This is a genomic window from Modestobacter sp. URMC 112 (assembly GCF_053502575.1).
Genome location: NZ_CP199957.1, coordinates 4,715,024 through 4,740,046, shown reverse-complemented (window position 1 = coordinate 4,740,046; position 25,023 = coordinate 4,715,024). Strand labels below are relative to the sequence as shown.

The following is a 25,023-nucleotide window of genomic DNA, read 5'->3' as shown; positions in this document are numbered from 1 at the left end:
GCTCCCCGTGCCGCACCGCTCGCCCACCGACGGCTGGACCACCTGCGCCCTGGGCCACCGGCACTGGGGGCTGGCCGGTGCCGCGGGGCTGCTGCTGCACCGGCCCGGACCCGACGGCGTCGAGGTGCTCCTGCAGCTGCGCGTCGAGTGGTCGCACCACGGCGGCACGTGGGGCACCCCCGGCGGCGCGCTGCACCCGGCGGAACCGCCGGCGGACGGCGCGCTCCGGGAGGCCGGCGAGGAGCTGGGGCTGCGCCGGGACGACGTCGTGCTGGGCCGGGAGTCGGTCGACGACCACGGGGGCTGGAGCTACACGACCGTGCTGGCCACGCCCACCGGGCCGCTGGACCCCGGCCACCTGGAGCTGAACGCGGAGAGCGTCGACGTCGGCTGGTTCCCGCTGCGTGCCCTGGGCGAGGTGCCGCTGCACCCCGGCCTGGCCGCCTCGCTGCCCATCCTCCGCCCCCTCCTCACCTGACCCCCCGCGCTTTCAGTACCGAAAGCGCGGGTGCTTTTTCGGGCTCAAGCACCCGTGCTGTCTCGGGCTCAAGCACCCGTGCTCTTTCGGGCTCAAGCACGCGGGCTCTTTCGGGCTCAAGCCCGCGGTGCTTTCGGTACCGAAAGCACCGGTGCGGGTGCGGTCAGGCGGGGTGGACGGTGGCGGTGACCAGGCGGTGGTCGCCGACCGGCAGCTCGCGGACCTCGACGTCCCGGGCGGTCAGCGCGCCCAGCCCGAGCAGGTGGTCGAACTGCAGTCGCGGCTCGGGGCCCGGGTAGGTCGGCGCCGCGACCAGCCGCCGGGCGCCCGCCAGCCGGGCGGGGACCGGGCCGACGAGGTTGAGGTCGCCGGCCAGCAGCACCGGACCGGGCAGCCGGCGGGCCCACCGGCGCAGCCGCAGCAACTGCCGGACGGCGGTGTGGGGTGCGAAGGACAGGTGGGTGCCGACGACGGTCAGCGCGCCGTCGCCGGGCAGCACCAGCTCGGCCGCCACGGCCACCCGCGGCTCGTCGGGGAACCACCACCAGCGGGGCACGCCCGTCCGCGGGTCGGGGGCCTTGATCGGCAGCCGGGCCCGGCCGGCACCCAGTCCGAGGACCGACCAGCGGCGCACCGGTGCCCTCGAGAACAGCGCGATGCCGTACCGGGGGCCGGCCAGGTCGTCGTCCGGGCCGCCGAGCACCGGCGGATCGACCGGCCGCCAGCTGCGGAACGGGTCCGGCGTCCCGGCCACGGTGGGGGCGAAGCGCCAGTCGCCGGCGCCCAGCGCGGCGGCGACCGCGGCCGGCTGCGACAGCCGGTGCGACCGGGGCTGGCCGGCGTCGACCTCCTGGACGGCGAGGACGTCGACGTCCACCCCGGCCAGCGCGGACCGCAGTCCCGCGGCGTCGAGCGAGTGACCGCTGCCGTCCCGCCCGGAGGCCAGGTTGAGCGTCCCGACCCGTACCACGCCGCTGGTCACTCCGCCGACGTTAACCGCTGGGCCGGGCGGGGCCGGTCCAGCCGCCCGGGGGGCGGGGCCGGGCCGCCGCACCTGGCCTGGACCGGTGGACGACCAGGACGTCGGGCCGCCGCCGCCGGCCGAGCTCGAGCGGCGCGGCCGGCCCCGGCTGAGCCCGACTCCGACCGGGCGCAGCCCCAGCCGCGGACGGGCGGGCTCGGTCCGGCGCGGCTAGGTTCGCCCCGTGCGCGGGCGAGCGCACGCACGAGCGGAGCGAGGAGGCAGCGTGAGTGCGCGTGCGGACGTCTCGGAGATCTTCGACGCCGGATCCTGGCGGCCGGTCGAGGGGTTCGAGCAGCTCACCGACGTCACCTACCACCGCGCGGTGGACGCCGGCGTCGTCCGGGTCGCCCTGGACCGCCCGGAGGTGCGCAACGCCTTCCGCCCCGAGACGGTCGACCAGCTCCTCGCCGTCCTGGAGCACGCCCGGCTGACCACCGACGTCGGCTGCGTGCTGCTCACCGGCAACGGCCCCAGCGAGGCCGACGGCGGCTGGGCGTTCTGCTCCGGCGGGGACCAGCGGGTCCGCGGCCGGTACGGGTACGAGTCCTCGAGCGGTTCGGCCGGGCGGCTGCACGTCCTGGAGGTGCAGCGGCTCATCCGGTTCATGCCGAAGGTCGTCGTCTGCGTCGTCCCCGGGTGGGCCGCCGGCGGCGGGCACAGCCTGCACGTGGTGTCCGACCTGACCCTGGCCAGCGCCGAGCACGCACGCTTCAAGCAGACCGACGCCGACGTCGGCAGCTTCGACGGCGGCTTCGGCTCGGCCTACCTCGCCCGCCAGGTGGGCCAGAAGTTCGCCCGCGAGGTCTTCTTCCTCGGCGAGGAGTACTCGGCCGCCGACGCGCACGCGATGGGCATGGTGAACCGGGTCGTCCCGCACGCCGAGCTGGAGGCCACCGCGCTGGACTGGGGGCGGCGGATCGTGGCCAAGAGCCCCACCGCGCAGCGGATGCTCAAGTACTCGTTCAACCTCATCGACGACGGGCTGGTGGGCCAGCAGCTGTTCGCCGGGGAGACCACCCGGCTGGCCTACATGGCCGAGGAGGCGGTGGAGGGACGCGACTCGTTCCTGGAGAAGCGCCCCGCGGACTTCTCCCGCTTCCCCTGGCATGTGTGAGGACCCCCTCGCCCCCCGCCACTCGCGAGCTCGTGGCGGGCCCCTGCGAGGGGGCCGTTCCAGCCGTGACCAAGAGCCCGACCTGCAGAGGAGATGGAGATGATCGTCGAGGTGGTGGGTGGTGCCGCGGCGGCACCGGAGGTGCGGGTGTCCAGCGTGGACGACCTGGGCCGGCTGCACGTGGCCATCGGTGCGCTGACGACCGAGGAGGTCGACGAGGCGCTGCGGTCGTCCGGGCTGGGGCGGCTGTCCGACCCGGACACCGCCGTCCTCGACGTGGCGGCGCTGCGCGCCGCGGCCGAGTCCCAGGCCACGGCCGCCGACTGGGCCGGGCAGTGGGACGGCATGGTGGAGTACGCCCGCGGCAAGGGCTGGGTGGGCGAGGACGGGAGCACGCTCCAGGCCCACGTGGAGACCGCCGCCAGCGGCTGACACGGACGGGGCGGCAGGGACGGGAGGGCACTCGCGATGACCAATCGGGAACCACCCGGTTGTGGACCACACGTCTCGCATGCACCATGGCGTACGTGACCACGATGGGCCAGCCCATGCGCGCCGCTGCCAACCGTCCCCCGGGGCGTCCGCTCTCGGCCGAGCTGTCCGACCAGCTCGTCGCGGTGGCCATCGACATCCTCGCCGAGGAGGGCTGGGGACGGCTGAACAGCGACCGCATCGCGGCCCGCGCGAAGGCCGGCAAGGCCGGCATCTACCGGCGCTGGCCGACCATGGCCGCGCTGGCCCGGTTCGCGCTGTCGCAGTCCAACCTCGTCCAGCTCCCGGCCGACACCGGCTCGCTGCGCGGTGACCTCGCCGCCCTGCTCCAGCCGTGGACCCGCCGGCTGGACCGGACCGAGCGGGCCGCCGCCAGCCTGGTGGGCGCGGCCCGGCACGAGGAGGAGCTGCGGGCCGGCCTGGACGAGTCGCTGGTGGGCCCGCTGGCCGGGGTCGTCCACGAGATCGCCCGCCGCGAGGCCGACCGCGGCCGGGAGCTGGCCCCCCAGCGGGTGGCCCTGCTCGGCTCGGTGGTCCAGGCGCTGTGGTGGCAGCGCTACACCGCCTTCGAGCCGGCGCTGCTGGACGCCGACGAGGTGGAGGACCTGGTCGCGGACGTGCTGCTGCCGATCACCGACCCCGAACCGGTGCGCGAGCGGGTCTGACCCGACCGCGCAGGGTCGGCCGGCCGGGAGCTCAGCCGGGCAGGCGCTGGGCGGCGTCGGCGGCCGCGCACAGGTCCGCCCGGGCGACCGACCAGTCCGCCCACACCGCCTCGGCCCAGGAGCGGACCAGCGAGGGCAGGTCCACGACGTCGAGGTCGGCGGCCACGTCGGCGATCGTCGTCGTCCACACCGGAGGCGGCACCGCGGCGGGCGCCGCGTCGTCCAGCCGGTTCCGGGCCTGCCGGTCCCGGGTGGGCTCCAGTCCCCGGGCGACCCAGAGGCACAGCCGGGCCGCCGCGGCGGCGGGCTGCCCGGCCACCAGGTGCTGGGCGTCGTAGGCGTCCGCGGCGAGCCGGAGCACCGCGGCGGTCCGCAGGTCGGCGCCGGCCTCGTCCCGCAGCCCCCGGACGGTCACGTCGAACAGCCCGGCGCAGCTGGGCGAGGCGCCCGGGTGGGCGGCGCGCAGGCCGGGGACGACGGCCAGGACGGCGCCGCACCCGGGGCAGACCGAGGTGACGACCTCGCCGGCGGGGTCGTCGACGGGTTCCACGGGACCCGATCGTGCCGCACCGGCACGGCGGGTGCCCGCCCGGGCGCCGTCCCGGCGTCGACCCCGGGGGCGCCGGCCGACCTGCCGACCCGTGCCCGGCGGGCACTACGGTGCCCGCAGCACCACCGGATCCCGGGCCCAGCGGCGCGCGGGCCGGTGGGCACCGGAGCCGACCCGCGGCGCCCGGTACGGACTCCGGAGGCGGCGGATGAGGACTCGGGGAGCGGTGCTGCGCGGGCCGGGGGACTGGGAGGTCGTGGACCTCGACGTCCGGGACCCCGGGCCCGGTGAGGTGCTCGTGGACATGGCCTACGCCGGTCTGTGCCACTCCGACGAGCACCTGCGGTACGAGAGCCTCCGCTACCCGATCGTCGGGGGCCACGAGGGGGCCGGCGTCGTACGGGCCGTGGGGGACGGCGTCACCACCGTGCGGCCCGGCGACCACGTCGTCACCGCGTTCCTGCCCGCCTGCGGGCACTGCCGCTGGTGCGCCGCGGGACGGTCCAACCTCTGCGACCTGGGCGCGACCCTCGGGACCGGGCAGCTGCCCGGCGGCGACTGGCCCTTCCGGCTGGACGGCGAGGAGCTCGGCGGGTTCTGCATGGTCGGCGCGTTCGCCGGGACCTGCCTGCTCTCGCAGCACTCGTGCGTCAGGATCGAGCCCCACCACCCGCTCGACGTCGCCGCGCTGATGGCCTGCAGCGTGCCCACCGGCTGGGGGTCGGCGGTGAACGCCGGCCCGGTGCGCCCCGGGGACGTGGTCGTCGTGGTCGGCACCGGCGGGGTCGGCTGCAACGCCGTCCAGGGCGCGGCGAGCGTCGGGGCGCAGCACGTCGTCGCCGTCGACCCGGTGGAGTTCCGGCGGGAGTCCGCCCGTGGCATGGGCGCCACGCACGCCGTCGCCGACACCGAGGAGGCCGCCCGCCTGGCCCGGGAGCTGTCCCAGGGGACCGGCGCGGACGTCGTCGTGCTCACCACCGGGATCACCACCCCGGAGATCATCGCCGGCGCGCACCGCTGCCTGGGCAAGGGCGGGACCCTGGTGCTCACCGGCCTCGCCGACCACGCCAGGGAGAAGACGGTCGTGCTGCCCGGGAACATCGTGGCGATCTACGAGCAGCGCATCCAGGGCGCGCTGTACGGCATGTGCAACCCCTACCGGGACATCCCGCGGCTGCTGCGGATGTACGAGGAGGGCCGGCTCCTGCTCGACGAGCTGATCACCCGGCGCTACGCCCTGGAGGAGGTCAACGAGGGCTACCGCGACCAGCGCGAGGGCACGACCATCCGCGGCGTCCTGGAGCACCGGCACTGACGGCGTCCACACGCGGGTCGCCGCCGCCACACCGGTTGACCAGCTGCCCGGCTGGGCAGCCAGGGCCGGTGAGCACCGACACGATCGCCGTCCTCGACGTCGACGGCACCCTGGTCGACACCAACTACCAGCACGCGCTGGCCTGGTACCGCGCGCTGCGCTCGCTGGGGGAGACGTTCCCGGTCTGGCGGATCCACCGGCTGATCGGGATGGGCGGTGACCAGCTGGTGACCGCGCTCGGCGGCGAGGAGCTGGAGGAGCGGGTCGGCGACGAGGCCCGGGAGAAGTGGGTCGAGGAGTTCGACCGGCTGATCGACGAGGTGGCCCCGCTGCCCGGCGCCCGCGAGCTGCTGGTGGCGGTCAAGCAGCGGGGACACCGGCTGGTGCTGGCCAGCTCGGGCAAGCCGCAGCACGTCGACGCCTCGCTCGACCTGCTCGACGCCCGCGACCTCGCCGACGCCTGGACCTCCAGCGGCGACGTCGAGGCCTCCAAGCCCGCCCCCGACCTGCTGCAGGTGGCGCTGCAGAAGCTCGGCGCGCCGGCCGACGCGGACAGCGTGCTGATCGGTGACTCGGTGTGGGACGTCGAGGCCGCCGGGAAGGCCGGGATGCCGGCGATCGTCGTCCGGTCCGGGGGCTTCGGGGACGACGAGCTGCGCGGGGCCGGCGCGATCGCGCTCTACGACACCCCGGCCGACCTCACCGCCGCCCTCGACGACACGCCCCTGGCCTAGGTGTACTGCCCAGACAGGTTGGTCAGTCGCGTGATTGGGGCGCGACGTCCGATCGCGGTGTGGGGCCGGTGATGGTTGTACTCGTGTAGCCAGCCCGGGAGTGCCTGGCGGCGGGCGTGTTCGCTGAGGAACATCCGGCGGAAGGCCCAGCCGTCGGCCATGGTGCGGTGAAAGCGCTCGATCTTGCCGTTGGTCTGCGGCCGGTAGGGCCGGGTCCGCTTGGGCTGGATGTCCAGCTCGAGGCAGGCGTCGCGCCAGGCGTGGGAGCGGTAGGCCGAGCCGTTGTCCGAGAGCACCCGCTCGGTGGTGACGCCGCGGATGGCGAACCAGGCCACCGCGCGGCGCAGCACGCCGATGGCGGTGGCGGCGGTCTCGTCGTCGTGGATCTCGGCGTAGGCGATCCGGCTGTGGTCGTCGAGCACGGTGTGCACGAAGGCGGTGCCCATCAGCGGGTTGTGGTGCCTGCTGCGAGGTTTGCCCGAGGTGCGCGCGGTGGCGTGCCGGTTGTTTGTGCCCTGCTGGCGGCCGAGGTATCGCCAGCCGCCGCCGTCGGGGATGTTGCCCAGCTTCTTGACGTCGACGTGCAGCAGCGAGCCGGGGTGGTCGTGTTCGTAGCGGCGGGCCCGCTCGCCGGTGCGCCGGTCGATGTGGGAGAGCCGGTGGATCTGGCAGCGCCGCAGCACCGCGTAGACCGTGGAGGCCGGCACCCCCAGTCGGGCGCCGATCTCCACCGGTCCCAGTCGGTGGCGCCAGCGCAGCTGCACGATCTTGCGGACCACCGGCCGCGGCGTGCGGCGGGGGCAGCGGTGCGGGCGTGAGCTGCGGTCGACCATGCCGGCTGGCCCGGCCTGGCGGTAGCGCTCCGCCCAGCGCTTGGCCGTGGGGTAGGCGACCTGGAACACCGCCGCGGCGTAGGAGACGGTCCAGCCGTCCTCAACCACTGCGCGGGCCAGACGCAGACGCATGCGAGGGGTCAGAGCGGCATTAGCGTGGGCCACGAGGACCTCCGGGTTCGTGTCGTGGATGCCTTCAGCAGCTCCACTCCACGTCCGGAGGTCCTCCTCCACAAGATCGGTCAGTCAAATCCTGTGGTCACACGTCCTCGACCAACGTCTCCGGTCAGTACACCTAGCCGGCGCGCAGGGAGGTGTACTCGGCGACGGCGGCCAGGGGCGGGCGCTGGTCGACGGCGACCGCGCTGCTGTGCGGCACGAACCCGGTGCCGTCGTGGGTGAACTGGGTCAGCAGGCCGCCGGGCTCCTGCAGCCGGCCGCTCGCCGCGCGGGACAGCACGGTGGACACGATCTCCCCGGCCATCCGGCCCAGCGCCTGGTCGCCCTGGTGGGAGTGCCGGCGGGTGCCGAGGTCGACCTGCGCCAGCCCGGCCAGGCCGCACTCCCGCAGCAGGTCCACGAGCAGCCCGACCTCGACGCCGTAGCCGGACACGAACGGCACCTGCTCCAGCACCGAGCGGCGCCCGGCGTACTCCCCGCCCAGCGGCTGCACGAAGCCCGCCAGCTCCGGCCACAGCGCGTTCAGCAGCGGCCGGGCGGTCAGCTCGGTGACCCGCCCACCACCGGCCGGGCGGTGCACGCCGTCGAGGTCCAGCGGGCGGGTGTAGCAGCCCTTGACGTACTGGACCCGGGCGTCGGTCAGCAGCGGGGTGAGCAGGCCGGGGACGTAGTGGCCGACGTCGCCGAGCAGGTCGGAGTCCAGGAAGACGACGAGGTCCCCGGTGGTGGCGGCCAGCGCCTTCCACAGCGCCTCGCCCTTGCCCGGCCGGCTGCCGTGCGCGGGCAGCACGTCCGCCGCCGCGACCACCTCGGCGCCCGCGGCCCGGGCGGCGGCCGCGGTGCCGTCGGTGGAGTCGGAGTCCACCACCAGCACCTCGTCGACCAGCGGGACGCCGGTCACCCAGCGGGCGACCAGGTCGGCGACCAGCCCGCCCACGGTCGCCTCCTCGTCCCGGGCCGGCAGGACGACGCTGGTCCGGTGCCCGCCCCGCCGCTTGGCCAGCAGCAGGGCGTCGACGTCGACCGCGCCCAGCGAGGTGGCCGACGTGGTGCGGTGCTCGAACCAGGCGCGGGCGTCAGGTCGCATGCGCCCACTCTCGGGCACCCGGTGCGGCGGGCGCACGGTCCCGTGGCCGGGTTCACGAAGTCTTCACGTCGCCGCCTCCGGCCGCTCGCCCGTGCGGCGGCGGCCTCAGGCGCGCAGCGGAGCCGGGACGGCGGCGGGCCGGTCGCCGGTCGGCTCGGGGTGGCCCAGGTCGGTGAGCCAGCCGCGCAGCACCCGGTGCAGGTGCTCGGCCCCCACGACCTCGCCCGGGTCGGCGAAGGACCGGGGGTGCAGCAGGAACCCGCGCTGCTGCGCCCCGCCCAGCCCGCCGTGCGAGCCGACGTGCGGCTCGAACGAGGACGCCTCGTCGGTGAGCGGGTCGTAGCGGCTGTTGACCACCACGTCGGCGCAGTGCGGGAACCCCGACACCCGGGCGACGAGCCCGGCGGCGTGCTCGCCGTAGGGCACCAGCGGGTCGCTGCCGATCACCACGCCGGTGTCCAGCCGGTGCAGCCCGTCCCGGCCCAGCACCACCGGTCCGAACTCAGCCGAGTGGACCAGCAGGAACCCGACCCCGTCGTGGTCGACGAGCGAGGGCAGCAGGTCGGGCCAGTGCCGCTCGATCGTCTCCAGCGGCACCCGGCCGGGCAGGTCGGGGAAGGACACCATGGCCATGTGGCCGGAGACGGTCGCGATCACGCCCGGGGCGACCCGGGCGACCTGCCCGGGGTCGCCGGCCGGGGTGGCGGCCGAGGCGGTGCCGGCCCGCTCCACCCGGTCGCGCAGCCGGCGGGCGATGGGCCCGCCCCCGGCGGCGGCCTCGGCCAGCGCGGACGTCACCTGCCAGGCCTCGGCGGGACGGCGGCTGCCCTCGCCCTCGGCGGGGCCGCGGCGGCGCAGCGGACCGCGCCGCCGCGGCGGGGCGACGGGCCCGCCGCAGAGCCGGCCGACGAGCTGCGGGAACGACTCCCCGAACCGGGCGGTGAAGGCCTCACCCTGGGTCTGCCCGTGGTCGGACAGGCACACCACGTGGTAGGGCCGCGGGGCGAGCTGGGTGGCCCGCCACAGCCGGCCGATCTGCCGGTCGATGGAGCGCAGCACCTCCAGGGTGTCGAACCGCTCGACGCCGGAGTGGTGGGCGACCTCGTCGTAGCCGAGGAGGTCGGCGTAGACCACCGGGCGCCCGGCCAGCATGTCCTCGAGCAGCGCGGCGACGACGACGTCCCGGGCGACGACCGTCGTCCCGGCGCGGGCCAGCGGGTAGACGCCGCCGCGGGACACCCGCGGGCGGACGTCGGCCCGCCGTTGCCGGGCGGCGGCGGCCACCTCCCGGTAGACGTCGACGAGCGCGCCGGCCAGCGTGCGCACCGCGTTCACCGGGTTGGCGAAGTAGGCGTAGTAGCCGGCGCCGATCCGGTCCCGGCGGCGCCGGGCCCGCCGCGATCCCCGGCCCGCGACGACGACCAGCGAGCTCATCGTCAGCGACACGTGCGGGGCGTCGCCGGTGAACAGGTTGCCGCGCCCCGCGCCGTCCACGGCGAGCAGCCCGCGGCCGTCGGAGTGCCGGCGCTCCACCTCCGCGGCGTCGGCGGGGCGGGACACGGCCATCAGGTGGTCGCGGTCCTTCTCGTACCAGCGGAAGCCGGGGACGTCGTGGTTGCTGCCGTGCAGGATGCCGCACACGCCGGCACCGGTCTGGGAGCTCCAGTCGGTGTGCCAGGAGGTCAGCACGTGGCTCTCGGCGCGCAGCCAGGCCGCCAGCGTGGGCATCGACCCGTCCCGGACGGCGCGGCGGGCGACCTCGTGCCCCAGCCCGTCGATCTGCAGGAACAGCACGCCTGGCGGGCTGTCGGCGGCCTCGGTGGCCCCGGCCCGGCGTCTCGCGCGGCGGAAGAACAGCTCGTCCTCGTTGACCGCGAGGGCGCTGCTGACCACCCCGGCGACCCCGGCCATGGCCAGCGCGACGGCGACGGCGGTGGGGAAGCTGGACACCACCACACCGGGGATCACCGCCGAGACCGCGAGCACCCCGGCGCCCATGAGCAGGAACCCGCCCAGGCCGAGGGTGAACACGGCGACCGGCAGGGCCACCCGCATGACCAGCGGCCAGCCGACCGCGGCGAGCACGCCGAGCAGCAGCGCCGCGACCGGCGGGTGCCACCAGGAGCGCATCTCGAACTTGGTCAGCCAGCCGTCCAGCACGAGCAGGGCGGCGGTGGCGGCGGTCCACACCAGCAGCACCCGGGCCGGGGACCGGCCGTCGCGCAGCACCCGGCCGGAGGCGCGGTCCCCGGTCACCGCGGCTCGCAGCCGGCCGGGGAGGAGTCGGGCGAGGGGTCGGGCGCGGCCGGCTCGCGGTGCCGGCGGGCGGAGACGAGGTTGAGCACGAGGCCCACCAGCAGCACCAGCCCGGTGGCGATCAGGGTGGCCACCAGCGGGGAGTCGAAGACGCCGCCGCTGACCACGCCGAGCAGGGCGTAGGCCACCGCCCAGACCGTCGCGGCGGCGAAGGAGGCGGGCAGCAGCCGGCGCCACGGGTAGGCCAGCGCGCCGGCCGCGACCAGCACCGGGATGCGGCCGGCGGGCAGCAGCCGGCCGGCGACGATGATCTGCCAGCCGTGCCGGCGGAACTGCTCGCGGACCTCGTCGAGCCGCTCGGGGTGCTGCCCGCGGGCCACCCAGCGGACGGCGGCCGGGCCGCCGGACCGGCAGACGGCGAAGGTGACCACGTCGCCCAGGAAGGCGCCGAGGGTGGACACCAGCAGCACCAGGGTCAGCGACAGCTCGTCGGTGGTGACCGCCAGCGCCGCCCCCGCGCCGACGACCGCGCCGGTCGGGACCACCGGCACCACGGAGCCCAGCAGCACGCCGCCGAAGACGACCGGGTAGCCCAGTGACGAGGTGTCGGTCCAGTCGACGGCGAGCACGGAGCCGGTGGCGGTCACGGTCCGCCCCCCGGGGCCGGTGCGGGGACCGGCAGCAGCACCGGGTCGCCGGGCCGGGTGACCGCGACCGCGGCGCCGGAGCCGCCGGCCGCGACGGCGGCCGCGAAGCGCAGCGGCGGCTCGGTGAGCAGGGCGCGCATCCGCGCCCGCCAGGGCGAGGGGAGCCGGGTCAGCCCGGCCGGGGCGAACGTGCCCCAGTGCACCGGGACGGCCACCCGCGGCCGCAGCAGCGCCACCGCCTCCGCCGCACGCAGCGGGTCCAGGTGCCCCGGGCCGAGGCTGGGTCCCCAGCCCCACACCGGGAGCACCGCGACGTCCAAGTCGGGGGCCGGCCGGTCGGCGGTGGCGCCCAGCCGGGCCATGCCGGGGAAGAGGCCGGTGTCCCCGGCGAGGTACACCGACGGGTGCGCCCCGGGCCCGTCGGCGCCGTCCCCGCGCAGCAGGTGCCCGACGGCGGGTGCGTGCGGGCCGTGCGTGGACCGGGGCCCCCAGCGGTGGGCGCTGTGCCGGGCCTCGGTCGCCGTCACGGTCAGGGCGCCGTCGGTCAGCGTCTCCCCGGCGGCCAGCTCCTCCACCGCGCGGAAGCCCCGGGAGCGCAGCCAGCGCCCGGCGCCGCGGGGGACGACGACGGGCGTGCGACGGCCCAGCCGGCGCAGCGAGGGCAGGTGCAGGTGGTCGCCGTGCAGGTGCGAGACGAGCACCAGGTCGACGCCGGACCAGGTGGACTCGTCCGGGGGCGGGACGGCCCGCCGCAGCGGCCCCAGCCACCCGGTGAGCACGGGGTCGGTGAGCACGGTCCTCCCGGCCAGCTCCACCCGCATGGTCGAGTGGCCCAGGAAGTGCAGGGCGCAGTCCCGCCGGGGGACCGGACCGCCGCCCGGGGGCTGCTCGGGGGGTCGGCTCACCCGCCCAGTATCGGACCCGCCACCGGTACCGCGCTGCTGTCCGGGCGGTGCAGCAGCGCGGCCACCGCCCCGGCGACGTCCTCGATGCCGACCCGGTGCGGGTGGGCGCTGCTGCGCACCACGCTCGCGCCGGCCGCCAGCACGGCGTCCAGGGTCGGTCCCGGGTCGACGCCGTGCACGGCGGTGGCCAGGCCCAGGGCCCGGGAGGTGCCGACGATGGCCGACACGATCTGCACCGCCCGCGCCGCGTCGCCGCGGGCGCCGAGGGCGTCGATGTCCACCCGGACGCTGTCCAGCGGGACGCGGCTCAGGTGCGCGAAGAGGGTCTGGCCCATCCCGTAGTCGTCCAGGCACACCCGGACGCCGGCGGCCCGCACCTCGCGCAGCGCCGTCGGCAGCGAGGCCGGAGCGGTGAGCAGCGCCTCCTCGGTCAGCGCCAGGGTCAGCCGGGCGGCCGGCAGGTCCGCCGCGGCCAGGGCGCCCAGGACGTCGCCGGTGAGGTCGTCGGGGCTGGTGTGCCCGGCGGGCAGGTCGACGACGACCCCGGGGGACCCGGCCAGCCCGGTGGTCTCGGCGCAGGCCCGGTGCAGCAGCCAGTGCTGCAGGGCGGCGGTGCGGCCCTGGCGTCCGGCGGCTCCCCACACGTCGGCGGCGGACAGCAGCCCCGCGGTGGGGTGCTCCCACACCGGGGCGGCGTGCAGGACGGCCCGGTCGCCGGCGGCGGTCGAGGAGATGTCGTAGCGCAGCTGCACCTGGCCGTCCAGGAGGGCGGTGACCAGGTCACCGCTGACCGGCAGGTCGTCGTCCCGGCCGGAGGTCCACACCCGCAGGCAGCCCTTGCCGGCCTGCTTCGCCGCGCGGAGCGCGGTGTCGGCCTCGCGGAAGGCGGACCGGCCGGCGCCGGGGAGCAGCTGGGTGAGCCCGACGCTGGCGCCGACCGGGAAGGTGCCCTCGGGGAGGCGGTGCGGATGGGCCAGCACGTCGACGATCCGCTGGGCGGTGTCCACGCCGTCGGCCCGGTCCCCGGCGATGAGCACGGCGAACTCGTCGCCGCCGAGCCGGGCCACCAGGTCCTCGGCGCGCAGGATCCCCTGCAGCCGGCGGGCGACCTCGACCAGCACCCGGTCCCCGGCCTCGTGCCCGACGGTGTCGTTGACCGCCTTGAAGCCGTCCAGGTCGAGGACCAGCAGGCAGCGGTCGGTCTGCACGTCCGCCAGCCGGGTCAGCTCCTGGAAGAGCATGGCCCGGTTGGGCAGCCGGGTGAGGTGGTCGGTGAAGGCCATCCGCTCCAACTCCCGCTCGCGGCGGCGGCGGATCGTGACGTCGCGCAGGTGCAGCACCCGCCGGCCGCTGCCGGGCCGCTCGTGGTGGGTGATCTCCAGGTCCCGGGGCTCGCCGACCGCCGGGGTGACCCGCAGCTGCAGCGGGAGCGCACCCGGGCGCGCGGGGGCGGACAGCTCCCGGTGGGCCCGGTCGCGCTCGTCGGCGGGCAGCAGGTCCAGCAGCACCGTCCGGGGACCGGGCTCGGCCGGGACGCCGAGCAGGTGGCGCGCGGCCGGCGAGGTGAACACCAGCCGGAACTCGTCGTCGACGATGGCCACGCCGTCGGAGCTGGCCTCGACCAGACCGCGGAAGTCCTCCTCGCTGCGCACCAGGTCCTCTGTCAGCCGGTCCCGGTCCCGGGTGCGCATCGCGGTGCGGACGAGCATCAGCACCAGGACGGCGACGGTCCCCAGCGTGTCCAGGACGCCCAGCGGGCGGCCGGTGAGCACCGAGACCAGCAGCACCGCCGGGGGCCCGGTGAGGGCGAGCAGCACGATCGCCACGGCGGTGGCGCCGACGCGGGGCGCGTTGTCCGGGTGCCCGCGGAACTCCGACGGGGGGTCGGCGGGGGCCAGCCAGGCGGCGGCGACGCCGACCAGCAGCGCGCCCACCAGCGCGAGGGCGGCGACCGCCGACCAGGCGTGCAGCGGCGCGAAGCGGTTGACGGCCATGGCCGAGGAGGCGGCGCCGGCCAGCAGCACCGTCACCAGCATCGCCGTCGAGGACCGGCGCAGAGCCGCGGTGGAGACGCTGCACAGTGCCCCGGCCAGGCCGGTCGCGAGGGCGGCGTACCCGGCGTAGACGAACACCAGCGGGGTGCTGCCCGTCGCGACCACCCCGGGTCGCAGCACCGGGGCCAGCACGAAGGCGTGAGTCACCACCAGCAGCGCGGCGCACACCATCGCGCCGTCCACCGCCAGGGCCAGCCGCCGGGTGCGGCCGACCTGCCGGGTCAGCAGCACGCAGGTGATCAGCGGGCAGACCGCAGCCACGACCAGGGACAGGTCGCCGGGGCCCAGCCCGCCGAAGTCGGCCGACAGCCCGGCGCCGGTGGCCAGCCCGGCGACGGCCACGAATGCCGAGGCCAGCGCCAGCGCGTACCAGGGACGGCGGACGCCGGGGTGCATGGCCCGCAGCCGCACCCAGAACAGCCAGGCGGCGACCGCGGACACCGCACCGAGGACCAGGTTGTCCCACTGGGCCCCGCCACCGCCGGGCCGGCTGATCGGCACGGTGACCGCCAGACCGAGGGCGGCAGCGGCGAAGGTGGCCGCGAGCGCCCGGACCGGGAGGACGGACGGGGCGCTCACGCCGCACCGCCGGGAGCGACCGCGGAGGCGGCGGGGACGTCGGTGTCGGCGGGCAGCGCCCGGGCGAGGGTGCCGGCGTCGACCGGGCGGGCCAGCAGGAAGCCCTGGATGTAGCGGTGCCCCATGTCGCGCAGCAGCTGCAGCTCCGCCGGCGTCTCCACGCCCTCGACGACCACGGACAGGCCGAGGCTGCTGCCCAGGTGCAGCACCGAGGCGCACAGTGCGCGGCGCTGGGGGTCGGTCTCGACGTGGGCGAGGAACTGCCGGTCCATCTTGAGGACGTCGATGGGCAGGCCGACCAGGTAGGCCAGCGACGACCAGCCGGTGCCGAAGTCGTCCACGGCGACCCGGACGCCGAGGTGCCGCAGCGCGGCCAGGTCCTCGGTGACGTGGCCGTCGTCCAGGAGCACCGACTCGGTGATCTCCAGGATCAGCGCGGACGCCGGCAGCCCGCTGACCTCCAGCGCGGCGAGGACGTCGGCCACCAGCTCGCCGCTGCGGACGTGCCGCGCGGAGATGTTGACCGCGACGCCGAGGTCGGGGTGGGGGAGCCCGGCGACGGCGCTGGTGGCCTGGGCGAGCACCCAGCGGCCGAGCTCGCTGATCAGCGCCGACTCCTCGGCCAGCGGGATGAACTCCGCGGGGGAGACGTCGCCGTAGACCGGGTGCCGCCAGCGCAGCAGCGCCTCCACCGAGACGGTGCGGTGCAGCGCGAGGTCGACGACCGGCTGGTAGACCAGGTGCAGCTGGCCCTCGGCCACGGCGCTGCACAGGTCCGCGCGCAGCGCGTGCGCCCGGTCCTGGCTGATCCGGAGCGCGTCGTCGTGCCGGCGGACCCGTCCGGGCCCGGCGGCGCGGGCGCTGCGCAGGGCCAGGTCGGCGCGGCGCAGCGCCTCGGCGGCGTCCATGTCGGCGTGCAGCGGCACGACGCCGGCGGCCGCGGCCAGCCGCACGGTGCCGCCGCCGACGGTGACCGGCTCCACCGCGGCGACCAGCCGGGCGGCCACGGCCTCGGCGTCGGAGATCGAGCCGTCGACCAGCACGGCGAACTCGCCGACCGCGGACCGGGCCAGCCAGTCCTCGCTCCGCAGCGCCCGGGACGTGCGGGCGGCGAGCGCGCGCAGCACCTCGGCCGCCCCGGTGTCGGGCAGCCCGTCGACGCCCAGGACGACCAGCGACGTCGGCCGGGCAGCGGGTGCGCGCAGCACCGCCCCCAGCCGCAGCGCCAGCGCGGACCGGTTGGGCAGCCCGGTGGACGGGTCGACGGTGCTGAACGCGGCCAGGTCGGCGTCGGTGCCTGCTGCCGGGGCGGTCGCGGTGACGTCGCGGCAGTACAGGACCAGGCCGCCGACGTCGGGGTCGCCGCGCAGGTCGCGGACCCGGGCCTGGATCAGCCGCCAGCGGCCGTCGGCGTGCCGTACCCGCGCGGTGCGGGTCTTGGTGCCCGCGCGGTCGGCCGTGCCCGCGTCCGGGCCGGTGCCCCGCCCGGTGTGCAGGCCGGCGAGCAGGCCGGGGACGTCGTCGGGGTGCAGGAGGTCGGGAAGGGGCATGTCGACCGTCCGGCCGGGGTCCCGCCCGAGCAGGTCGTTGATCGCCGGTGAGGCCCAGCGCACGGTCAGGTCCTCGTCGAGGATGACCACCGGGTCGACGCTGCCGCGCACCAGCGTGCGGAAGTAGGCCTTGCTGCGCTGCAGGTCGCCGGTCAGCCGCTGCTGGGTCCGCCACGAGGCGGTCTGGTGCGCCAGCAGGGCCATCAGCCCCAGCATCGCCAGCACGGTCCCGAAGACGGTCAGCCGGCCGGTGACCAGGGCGCTGACCAGCAGCAGCGACCCGCCGGCCATCGCGGTGGCGTGCGGCAGGAGGGCGGCCAGGGCGGAGCCGCCGCGGTCGGCCGAGGCGGGCGCGGAGGTGCCGCCCGGCCGGTCCAGCCGGCAGGCGACCGGGAGCAGGGCCAGCCCGAGCACGCTGCACCCGCAGGCAAGGGACTGCAGCAGCCCCGGTCCGGTGGTGATCGAGGAGAAGGCACCGGCCAGGGTGGTGGCGACCTGCCCGGCCAGGAGCGTGCAGGGGACCGGCCGGTGTGCGGCCCAGCTCGTCGAGAGCAGCACCAGCACGCAGCCGGTGCCCAGGGCGATGCTGCACAGCAGGGCGAACAGGGCGATGGTGTCCGGCGTCGTCAGCAGGCCGGTGCCGGCGACGGTGAGCCGGTAGACGCTGTGCGCGGTGAGCAGGTCGGCCAGGACGAACAGGGCCAGCAGGCTGCCGGTCTGCGCCCGCGCGCCGCGCAGGCAGTCGGGGTCCAGCAGCCGGGCGACGGCGACGACGACGAGCAGCTGGCCGGGGACGCTGCCCAGCGCGTTCTGCCCCCAGGGGAGCGCGGCCCCCAGCAGGGCGGCCCCGGACGCGCCCACCGCCACCGAGGCGGCGTACCAGCGCCAGCCCGACGGGTGGGCGGCGGAGCCGGCCCAGCGGAGCAACAGCCCGAGGACGACGACGACGGCGAGGAAGTTGAGCGTCACCGCGACGGCGATGCCCGACCGGCCCGGCAGCAGGCCGGTCGCGGTCGTGCCGGCGGCGGCGAGCCCGGCGACCAGCAGCGGGCGGCCGGCAGCCGGGCGGAGCCCGGAGCGCCGGCGGGGGACCACGGAACGCGCCCGGGGAACAGGGAGGCCGGTGGTCACACCTGAGTTGTCGGGCGGCGGCCGGTCCGACTGCACCGGGCCGCCGCCGGGCTCACCCGAAGGGGGAGGGCACCGCCGGCCCGGTCACCAGCGCAGCGGGCTCTTCGCCCGGGAGTCCGCCGTCCGGCACGCCCGGCAGTGCCCCCAGGTCGCGATCCGCTGGGGTGAGCTCGGTTCGCCGCACTCCGGGCACTCGATGGGCGCGTGCGCGTCGCTGACCTCCTGCGACCGTTGGTCGTGCGTGGCCTCGTCGCCCCGGCAGGGGCAGCCGAGCTGGTCGTGCGTGCAGCGTGCTGCCTCGATGGCGATGGCAGGCCTCCTGGTGGTCTGCACAGACGTTACCGGGCCGCACCAGCCCCGAGGCCTCCGACGACCGCGCCCGGCGCGAGTCCTGCCGGGACCGGAGCCGCTGGGCCGAGGTCGGCGGCCGGAGGTGGACCGGAGGCCGCGGGAGGAGGACGCGTGACGGGCTCCGGCCGGGGGCGCGAGCTGCGCAGGTCCTACCGGCGGGCCCGCGCCGCCACCGGCCGTGCGCTGCAGCGGACCCTGCCGGGCGGGACCTTCGCCGTCCTGCGGTCGGCGCGCCACCGGGCCCGGGGGTGGCTGCACCGCGGGGACGCCGTCGAGTGCCCGGTCTGCGAGCACCGCTACGCCCGGTTCCTGCCGCGCGGACGGCGCGCGGCGGCGGTCTGCCCGGGCTGCGGCGGCGCGCTGGAGCGGCACCGGATGGTGTGGCTCTACTTGCGGCGGCTCGAGCGCCCGGCCGGGAGCCGGCTGCGGGTCCTGCACCTCGGCCCGGAGCCGCACGTCGGTGCCCGGCTCCGCACGCTCCCGGACGTCGAGTACGTCACCGCGGACCTGCTGCACGACGACGTGGACCTCAGGCTGGACGTCACGGACATGGCGGAGGTGCCCGACGGGGCGTTCGACGTCGTGCTGGTCGCCCACGTGCTCGAGCACGTGGCCGAGGACCGGCGGGCGATGCGGGAGCTGCTCCGGGTCACCCGGCCCGGCGGGTGTGCGCTGCTGCCCACGCCGGTGGAGGAGGACCGGCCGGTCACCTACGAGGACCCGTCGATCACCACCCCGGCAGGACGGGCCGCGGCCTTCGGCCAGGCCGACCACGTCCGCCGCTACGGCCGTGACTTCCCGCAGCGGCTGGAGGAAGAGGGCTGGGCGGTCGTGCCGGTGCCGCTGCCGTTGTCGGCGGAGGAGGCCCGCCGCCACGGCGTCCCCCCGGAGGAGCAGCGGCTGTACCTGTGCCGGCGCCCGGCCCCGTCCGGCTGAGACGCCTGAGCTCCCAGCCCGCTCACAGGTGCCGCGACTAACCTGCCCCGGGTGCTCCGTTGGCTGTCCGCTGTGGTCTCCACGGTCGTGGTGACCGGTTTCGCGTTCCTCCTGCTCACCGGCCGCTACATCAACGACGGCCCGGTGGTGGTGCACGTGACCCACTCGCACGGCCTGCACGAGGGCGACCTCTTCGTCCTCGCCGGCTGGCTGCTCAGCCTCGTCGCCGTCGCCGTCCTGCTGTTCCGTCCGGCCGGCCGGGACTCCTGAGCCGCCCCGGCCCGCCGGGACGGTGGGCGCGCGTCCGCCGCTGCCGGGTGGCAAGCTCAGCGTTGTGAAGACGTGGCTCGACGCGTGGCCGGTGTTCCGGCAGCTCACTGGGGACGATCCGCTGGGTCGCGGCAAGGCCGCGCGGAGCAAGGCCACCGAGGCGGTGGTCAGCCGCACGGCGACCGCTGACCGCGTGGCGCGGTCGGTTTGCCCGTACTGCGCCGTCGGCTGCGGGCAGCGGGTGTTCGTCAAGGACGAGAAGGTCGTCCAGATCGAGGGCGACCCGGACTCGCCGATCAGCCGCGGCCGGCTGTGCCCCAAGGGCAGCGCGAGCAAGCAGCTGGTGACCAGCCCGACCCGCGAGACGAAGGTGCGTTACCGGCGTCCCCACGCCAGCGACTGGGAGGACCTCGACCTCGACACGGCGATGGAGATGATCGCCGACCGGGTGCTCGAGGCCCGGCGCAAGGGCTGGCAGGAGGAGGACGGCGGCCGGCGGGTCAACCGCACCATGGGCTTCGCCAGCCTGGGCGGCGCGACGCTGGACAACGAAGAGAACTACCTGATGAAGAAGCTGTACAGCGCCCTGGGCGCGATCCAGATCGAGAACCAGGCGCGCATATAGCACTCCTCCACGGTTCCCGGTCTGGGAGCCTCGTTCGGCCGTGGTGGCGCCACCAACTTCCAGGAAGACCTGGCGAACTCCGACTGCATCGTCATCGAGGGTTCGAACATGGCCGAGTGCCATCCCGTCGGCTTCCAGTGGGTGATGGAGGCCAAGGCGCGCGGCGCGAAGATCATCCACATCGACCCGCGGTTCACCCGGACCAGCGCGGTCGCCGACCTGCACGTGCCGATCCGGATCGGCACCGACATCGCCTTCCTCGGCGGCCTGATCAAGTACGTGCTGGACAACGAGCTGTACTTCAAGGAGTACGTGACCGCCTACACCAACGCCGCGGCGCTGGTGGGCGAGGACTTCGTCGACACCGAGGAGCTCGACGGCCTGTTCTCCGGCTTCGACCCGGAGAACGGCCACTACGACGAGGCCAGCTGGCAGTACGAGCCGGAGGAGCAGCCGCACTCGAACTCGTCGGACCCGGCCCGGACCGCCGAGCAGGACCGTGGCGAGCAGCAGCACGACGTGAAGTCCTCCGACCGGGCCCAGGCGGCCGGCAGCGGCGGGCCGCCGATCCCGAGCAAGCCCAAGCGGGACGAGACGCTGCAGCACCCGCGGAGCGTGTTCCAGGTGCTCAAGCGGCACTTCGCGCGCTACACCCCGGAGATGGTCGCCGAGGTCTGCGGCATCGAGCCGGCCGTCTTCGAGCAGGTGGCGCGGTGGGTGACCAGCAACAGCAACCGTGAGCGCACGACGGCGTGGGTCTACTCGGTGGGCTGGACGCAGCACAGCGTCGGCGCGCAGTACATCCGCACCGCCTCCATCCTGCAGACGCTGCTGGGCAACATCGGCCGGCCCGGCGGCGGGATCCTGGCGCTGCGCGGGCACGCCAGCATCCAGGGCTCGACCGACGTCCCGACGCTGTACAGCCTGCTGCCCGGCTACCTGCCGATGCCGCACGCCCTGCAGCACGGCTCGCTGGACGACTACGTCGCCGACGCCGACGGCAAGGCCGGGTTCTGGGGCAACAAGCGTGCCTACACGGTGAGCCTGCTCAAGGCCTGGTTCGGCGACGCGGCGCAGCCGGAGAACGACTTCCGGTTCGACTGGATCCCGAAGATCAACGGCGACCACAGCTCGTACCGGACGATCGCCGACATGATCGCGGGCAAGGTGCACGGCTACTTCCTGGTCGGGGAGAACCCGTCGGTCGGTCACCCCAACGGCCGGATGAACCGGTTCGGCCTGGCCAACCTGGACTGGCTGGTGGTCCGCGACCTCCAGATGATCGAGTCGGCGACGTTCTGGAAGGAGTCGCCCGAGATCGAGACGGGCGAGCTCGCGCCCGAGACGATCGGCACCGAGGTCTTCTTCATGCCCGCCGCCACGCACGTGGAGAAGGAGGGCACCTTCACCCAGACCCAGCGGATGCTGCAGTGGCGGGAGAAGGCGGTCGAGCCGCCGATGGACGCCCGCAGCGACCTGTGGTTCTACTACCACCTGGGGCGGATCATCCGGGAGCGGCTGGCCGGGTCGACCGACCCCCGCGACCAGGCGCTGCTGCACCTGACCTGGGACTACCCGCTGCACGGGGAGACCCAGGACCCCGACGCCGAGGCCGTGCTGCGCGAGATCAACGGCACCGGACCGGACGGCCGGGCGCTGAGCTCCTACCTGGAGATGAAGGACGACGGGTCGACCACCGGCGGCTGCTGGATCTACAGCGGCGTCTACGCCGACGAGGTCAACCAGGCCGCACGGCGCAAGCCGGGCCGCGAGCAGGGCCCGGTGGCCCTGGAGTGGGGCTGGGCCTGGCCGCTCAACCGCCGGATCCTCTACAACCGCGCCTCGGCCGACCCGGACGGCAAGCCGTGGAGCGAGCGGAAGAGCTACGTGTACTGGGACGAGGACGCCGGGCGGTGGACCGGCCCGGACGTCCCGGACTTCGAGGCGACCAAGCGGCCGGACTACGTGCCGCCGGACGGCGCGAAGGCACAGGCCGCGCTCTCCGGGACCGACCCGTTCGTCATGCAGGGCGACGGCAAGGCCTGGCTGTACGCGCCCGCCGGCCTGGTCGACGGGCCGCTGCCGACGCACTACGAACCGGCCGAGTCGGTGGTGGAGAACGCCTTCTACAAGCAGCAGTCCAGCCCGACGATCGAGCGGATCGCCGGGCCGTGGAACCGGGAGAACCCCTCGCTCAGCGAGGTCTTCCCGTTCCAGGTGACCACCTACCGACTGACCGAGCACCACACTGCCGGCGGGATGAGCCGCACGCTGCCCTACCTGGCCGAGCTCCAGCCGGAGTTCTTCGTGGAGGTCAGCCCGGAGCTCGCCCAGTTGCGGGGCCTGACCAACGGCGAGTACGCCACCCTGGTCAGCGCCCGGACGGCGATCGAGGCGAAGGTCCTGGTCACCGAACGGATCCGGCCGATCAGGCTGCGCGACGGTCAGGTGGTGCACCAGATCGGCATGCCCTACCACTGGTCCTACGCCGGCATCTCGACCGGGGACTCGGCCAACGACCTGCTGGGCATCGTGCTCGACGCCAACACCCACATCCAGGAGGACAAGGTCAGCACCGCCGACATCGTGCCCGGACGCCGGCCCCGCGGCCCGGAGCTGCTGGAGTACGTGGAGGCCTACCGCCGCCGAGCCGGCGTGGAGTCGGGGCGGGTCGGGGTCAACGGCCGGGCGCCGGACGAGGACCCGAGCCGGATGGAAGAGGCGGGCGCGTGACGTCGAGGAAGGTGTCCCCATGACCGCGGTCAGCTCGGCGAGTCCGGGTCTGGAGGGTCCAAGTCCGAAGAACCGGCTGTTCGGGCCGCTGCCCGACGTGCAGGAGGACGCCGGCTACGAGGCGGACCACCCTGCCCGCGTCGGGTTCTTCACCGACACCTCGGTGTGCATCGGCTGCAAGGCCTGCGAGGTGGCCTGCAAGGAGTGGAACACGCTCCCGATGGACGACTCGCACGGCGTCAAGGACCAGATCGGGCTGTCCGGGATGTCCTACGACAACACCGGGCAGCTCGGCGCCAACTCCTGGCGGCACGTGGCGTTCATCGAGCAGAGCCGTGCCGTCGACCTGCCGATGCCCAGCTTCGGCCGGCCCGGCGACGACCGGGACGGCGGTGGCCGGTCACCGGCGAACGCGCACGCGAACAGCCTGGCCGACGCGCAGCAGAGCGTGCTGAACGCCGAGGCCCTGTCGGAGTTCGACCCGCAGACCGGGCAGTCGGGGGCGGACAAGCAGATCCGCTGGCTGATGTCCTCCGACGTCTGCAAGCACTGCACGCACGCCGGCTGCCTGGACGTGTGCCCCACCGGGGCGCTGTTCCGGACCGAGTTCGGCACCGTCGTCGTGCAGGGCGACATCTGCAACGGCTGCGGCTACTGCGTGCCGGCCTGCCCCTACGGCGTGATCGACCAGCGCAAGGACGACGGTCGGGTCTTCAAGTGCACGATGTGCTATGACCGGCTGACCGACGGGCTGCAGCCGGCGTGCGCGACGGCGTGCCCGACCCAGTCGATCCAGTTCGGCGACCTCGACGAGCTGCAGGCCCGCGCCGACGCCCGGCTGGCCACGCTCAAGGGGCAGGGCGTGGAGACCGCGCGGCTGTACGGCCGGGACGAGAAGGACGGCGTCGGCGGTGTCGGGGCGTTCTTCCTGCTGCTCGACGAGCCGGAGGTCTACGGCCTGCCGCCGGACCCGATCGTGACCACCCGCGACCTGCCCTCGATGTGGCGGTCCGCCGCGGCCGGCGCGGCGATGATCGTCGGTGTCGTGGTCACGTCGTTCCTGGGCAGGAGGCGCTCGTGACGCACTCGCAGCCCGGCGGCGCGCCGGCCGCCGACGAGACCGCGGGCGAGGCGCCCTCGACCCCCGGCGCCGGCTGGCACCGCGCCGGCGGGGAGGACCTGACCCGGCCCAAGCGCCGCCGCCGGCGCGGTGGCGGGGGCTGGGGGAGCGGCAACCGCGAGGCCGCGATGGTCCCGGAGGCCGAGTTCAGCTCGTACTACGGCCGGCAGATCATCAAGTCGCCGACCTGGAAGAACCCCGAGGTCCCGATCTACTTCTTCCTCGGCGGCGCGGCCGGGACGTCGTCGGTCATCGCCGCGCTGGCCGAGTTCACCGGCCGGCCGGCGCTGGCCCGCAACGCCGAGTACGTGGCCGGGGCGAGCGCGCTGGGCTCGGTGGTCCTGCTGATCGACGACCTGGGCCGGCCGGCGCGCTTCCTGCACATGCTGCGGGTGTTCAAGCCGACGTCGCCGCTGTCGGTCGGCTCCTACATCCTGTCGCCGTTCAGCACCTTCGCGGCCGCGGCCGCCGGGCTGCGGCTGCTGGACGTGCGGCCGGTGGCCAAGGCGGCGACCCGGGTCGTCCCGTTCCTGCCGAAGGTGGCCGGCTCGTTCCCGGTGCTGCGGAAGCTGACCGCGCTGGGCGCTGCCGCCTTCGGCGGTCCGATGGCGACCTACACCGCGGTGCTGATCGCCAACACCGCGGTGCCGTCCTGGCACGCGCCGCACGACGAGCTGCCGTTCGTCTTCGCCGGCTCGGCGATGGCCGCCGGCGGCGGGCTCACCATGGCGCTGACGCCGGTCGAGGAGGCGGGGCCCTCCCGCACGGTGGCCCTGGCCGGAGTGGGGATCGAGCTGGCCGCGATCCACCGGGTGGAGAACGGCCACGGCATCGTCAGCGAGCCCTACCACCTGGGCAAGGCCGGCAGGCTGCTGCGTGCGGCGAAGGCCGCGACGCTCAGCGGCGCGGGCCTCACCGCGCTCGCCGGCCGCACCCGGGTGGGCGCGGTGCTGGGCGGCGGGCTGCTGGCTGCCGGGTCGCTGCTGACCCGGATGGGCGTCTTCGAGGCCGGCATGCAGAGCGCCAAGGACCCCAAGTACACCGTCGTCCCGCAGCGGGAGCGACTGGAGGCGCGGGAGGCACAGGCCGCCGCCGGCGAGGCGCGCTCCGTCGTCCGCTGAGGAGTTGATTCCGCCCCACGGATGACAGGACGGCCTCACCGTGCGGCGTCCCCGCCGGCCGAGGTCGGCGTCGGAGCCCACCGGGACCTACGGGCGGCGGCTGGCGTCGCCCGCGCAATGGCCGGCTCTGCGGTCAGTGCCCGACCGGTCCGCTTAGCGCGCGACTCCGGCCGCGGCACCGCATCAACCGGTTCATGGGCCGCTCGACAGCCAGGTGCAGCGCCACGGCAGCGGCGGCGGACAGGAGGAACCGGGCCTGCCACGCATCCCGTA

The 25,023-nt window shown here is 75.5% G+C and carries 19 protein-coding genes and 1 pseudogene; 11 read left to right on the top strand and 9 right to left on the bottom strand.

The features are described from left to right. Window positions 1–7 precede the first annotated feature (7 nt). The gene (locus tag ACWIX6_RS22500) at window positions 8–478 is read left to right on the top strand and encodes an NUDIX domain-containing protein (RefSeq protein ID WP_448614668.1); all 471 of its coding nucleotides are present in this window, start codon (window positions 8–10) and stop codon (window positions 476–478) included. 163 nt (window positions 479–641) lie between these two features. Here ACWIX6_RS22500 and ACWIX6_RS22495 read toward each other — a convergent pair whose 3' ends face one another. Then, complete coding sequence (locus ACWIX6_RS22495) at window positions 642–1,460, bottom strand: endonuclease/exonuclease/phosphatase family protein (protein WP_448614667.1); 819 nt, start codon at window positions 1,458–1,460, stop codon at window positions 642–644. Between the two features lie 265 nt (window positions 1,461–1,725). On the opposite strand from ACWIX6_RS22495, the gene ACWIX6_RS22490 reads away from it, so the two are divergent. The 3 genes from ACWIX6_RS22490 to ACWIX6_RS22480 all read left to right on the top strand — a co-directional run bounded on the left by ACWIX6_RS22490 (window position 1,726) and on the right by ACWIX6_RS22480 (window position 3,773). Then, entirely contained in the window at window positions 1,726–2,616 is an 891-nt protein-coding gene (locus tag ACWIX6_RS22490; protein WP_448614666.1) for a 1,4-dihydroxy-2-naphthoyl-CoA synthase, read from the top strand. Window positions 2,617–2,715: 99 nt separating this feature from the next. Next, the gene (locus ACWIX6_RS22485; RefSeq protein ID WP_448614665.1) at window positions 2,716–3,048 is read left to right on the top strand and encodes a hypothetical protein; all 333 of its coding nucleotides are present in this window, start codon (window positions 2,716–2,718) and stop codon (window positions 3,046–3,048) included. An 86-nt stretch (window positions 3,049–3,134) separates the two neighbouring features. Then, the gene (locus ACWIX6_RS22480; RefSeq protein ID WP_448614664.1) at window positions 3,135–3,773 is read left to right on the top strand and encodes a TetR-like C-terminal domain-containing protein; all 639 of its coding nucleotides are present in this window, start codon (window positions 3,135–3,137) and stop codon (window positions 3,771–3,773) included. A 31-nt stretch (window positions 3,774–3,804) separates the two neighbouring features. On the opposite strand, the gene ACWIX6_RS22475 is transcribed toward ACWIX6_RS22480, so the two are convergent. Continuing rightward, window positions 3,805–4,323: a DUF5946 family protein gene (locus ACWIX6_RS22475; protein WP_448614663.1), complete on the bottom strand. Its 519-nt coding sequence runs from the start codon at window positions 4,321–4,323 to the stop codon at window positions 3,805–3,807. A 208-nt stretch (window positions 4,324–4,531) separates the two neighbouring features. On the opposite strand from ACWIX6_RS22475, the gene ACWIX6_RS22470 reads away from it, so the two are divergent. After that, window positions 4,532–5,638 carry an NDMA-dependent alcohol dehydrogenase gene (locus tag ACWIX6_RS22470; protein ID WP_448614662.1) on the top strand — a complete coding sequence of 369 codons (1,107 nt, stop codon included), beginning with the start codon at window positions 4,532–4,534 and terminating at the stop codon, window positions 5,636–5,638. Between the two features lie 68 nt (window positions 5,639–5,706). Further along, entirely contained in the window at window positions 5,707–6,372 is a 666-nt protein-coding gene (locus ACWIX6_RS22465; RefSeq protein WP_448614661.1) for an HAD family hydrolase, read from the top strand. Here the strand turns inward: ACWIX6_RS22465 and ACWIX6_RS22460 are convergent. From ACWIX6_RS22460 to ACWIX6_RS22430, 7 genes are all read right to left on the bottom strand, one after another. Then, window positions 6,369–7,370, bottom strand: coding sequence for an IS481 family transposase (locus ACWIX6_RS22460; protein WP_448614660.1), 1,002 nt, complete (start codon window positions 7,368–7,370; stop codon window positions 6,369–6,371). The genes ACWIX6_RS22465 and ACWIX6_RS22460 overlap by 4 nt on opposite strands. A gap of 130 nt (window positions 7,371–7,500) precedes the next feature. Continuing rightward, a complete protein-coding gene (locus tag ACWIX6_RS22455) occupies window positions 7,501–8,472 on the bottom strand; it encodes a glucosyl-3-phosphoglycerate synthase (protein ID WP_448614659.1) in 972 nt (323 codons plus the stop codon). A 105-nt stretch (window positions 8,473–8,577) separates the two neighbouring features. Next, window positions 8,578–10,728 (bottom strand): phage holin family protein, encoded by a 2,151-nt coding sequence (locus ACWIX6_RS22450; protein ID WP_448614658.1) that lies wholly within the window; start codon window positions 10,726–10,728, stop codon window positions 8,578–8,580. Then, window positions 10,725–11,375: a DedA family protein gene (locus ACWIX6_RS22445; RefSeq protein ID WP_448614657.1), complete on the bottom strand. Its 651-nt coding sequence runs from the start codon at window positions 11,373–11,375 to the stop codon at window positions 10,725–10,727. Before ACWIX6_RS22445 ends, ACWIX6_RS22450 begins: the two co-directional genes overlap by 4 nt. After that, on the bottom strand, window positions 11,372–12,280 hold the full coding sequence (locus ACWIX6_RS22440; RefSeq protein ID WP_448614656.1) for an MBL fold metallo-hydrolase: 909 nt from the start codon (window positions 12,278–12,280) through the stop codon (window positions 11,372–11,374). The genes ACWIX6_RS22445 and ACWIX6_RS22440 overlap by 4 nt, the downstream gene beginning before the upstream one ends. Beyond that, window positions 12,277–14,913 carry a diguanylate cyclase gene (locus ACWIX6_RS22435; RefSeq protein WP_448614655.1) on the bottom strand — a complete coding sequence of 879 codons (2,637 nt, stop codon included), beginning with the start codon at window positions 14,911–14,913 and terminating at the stop codon, window positions 12,277–12,279. The genes ACWIX6_RS22440 and ACWIX6_RS22435 overlap by 4 nt, the downstream gene beginning before the upstream one ends. Further along, window positions 14,910–17,594, bottom strand: coding sequence for a putative bifunctional diguanylate cyclase/phosphodiesterase (locus ACWIX6_RS22430; RefSeq protein ID WP_448614654.1), 2,685 nt, complete (start codon window positions 17,592–17,594; stop codon window positions 14,910–14,912). Before ACWIX6_RS22430 ends, ACWIX6_RS22435 begins: the two co-directional genes overlap by 4 nt. A gap of 462 nt (window positions 17,595–18,056) precedes the next feature. Between ACWIX6_RS22430 and ACWIX6_RS22425 the strand changes: the two genes are divergently transcribed. From ACWIX6_RS22425 to nrfD, 5 genes and pseudogenes are all read left to right on the top strand, one after another. Beyond that, window positions 18,057–18,881, top strand: a complete 825-nt coding sequence (locus ACWIX6_RS22425; RefSeq protein WP_448614653.1) for a methyltransferase domain-containing protein — start codon at window positions 18,057–18,059, stop codon at window positions 18,879–18,881. 51 nt (window positions 18,882–18,932) lie between these two features. After that, window positions 18,933–19,151 carry a hypothetical protein gene (locus ACWIX6_RS22420; RefSeq protein ID WP_448614652.1) on the top strand — a complete coding sequence of 73 codons (219 nt, stop codon included), beginning with the start codon at window positions 18,933–18,935 and terminating at the stop codon, window positions 19,149–19,151. 64 nt (window positions 19,152–19,215) lie between these two features. Then, window positions 19,216–22,509 (top strand): annotated as a pseudogene (fdh, locus tag ACWIX6_RS22415) (formate dehydrogenase). Between the two features lie 19 nt (window positions 22,510–22,528). Continuing rightward, on the top strand, window positions 22,529–23,590 hold the full coding sequence (locus ACWIX6_RS22410) for a 4Fe-4S dicluster domain-containing protein (RefSeq protein ID WP_448614651.1): 1,062 nt from the start codon (window positions 22,529–22,531) through the stop codon (window positions 23,588–23,590). After that, window positions 23,587–24,750, top strand: coding sequence for an NrfD/PsrC family molybdoenzyme membrane anchor subunit (gene nrfD / locus ACWIX6_RS22405; RefSeq protein ID WP_448614650.1), 1,164 nt, complete (start codon window positions 23,587–23,589; stop codon window positions 24,748–24,750). Before ACWIX6_RS22410 ends, nrfD begins: the two co-directional genes overlap by 4 nt. The last annotated feature ends 273 nt before the right edge of the window (window positions 24,751–25,023 follow it).

What these genes read in the sequence shown, in the direction of transcription:
- ACWIX6_RS22485 (WP_448614665.1), top strand. Translation starts at nt 2,716, where the DNA reads ATGATCGTCGAGGTGGTGGGTGGTGCCGCGGCGGCACCGGAGGTGCGG.
- ACWIX6_RS22480 (WP_448614664.1), top strand. Translation starts at nt 3,135, where the DNA reads ATGGCGTACGTGACCACGATGGGCCAGCCCATGCGCGCCGCTGCCAAC.
- ACWIX6_RS22470 (WP_448614662.1), top strand. Translation starts at nt 4,532, where the DNA reads ATGAGGACTCGGGGAGCGGTGCTGCGCGGGCCGGGGGACTGGGAGGTC.
- ACWIX6_RS22455 (WP_448614659.1), bottom strand. Translation starts at nt 8,472, where the DNA reads ATGCGACCTGACGCCCGCGCCTGGTTCGAGCACCGCACCACGTCGGCC.
- ACWIX6_RS22410 (WP_448614651.1), top strand. Translation starts at nt 22,529, where the DNA reads ATGACCGCGGTCAGCTCGGCGAGTCCGGGTCTGGAGGGTCCAAGTCCG.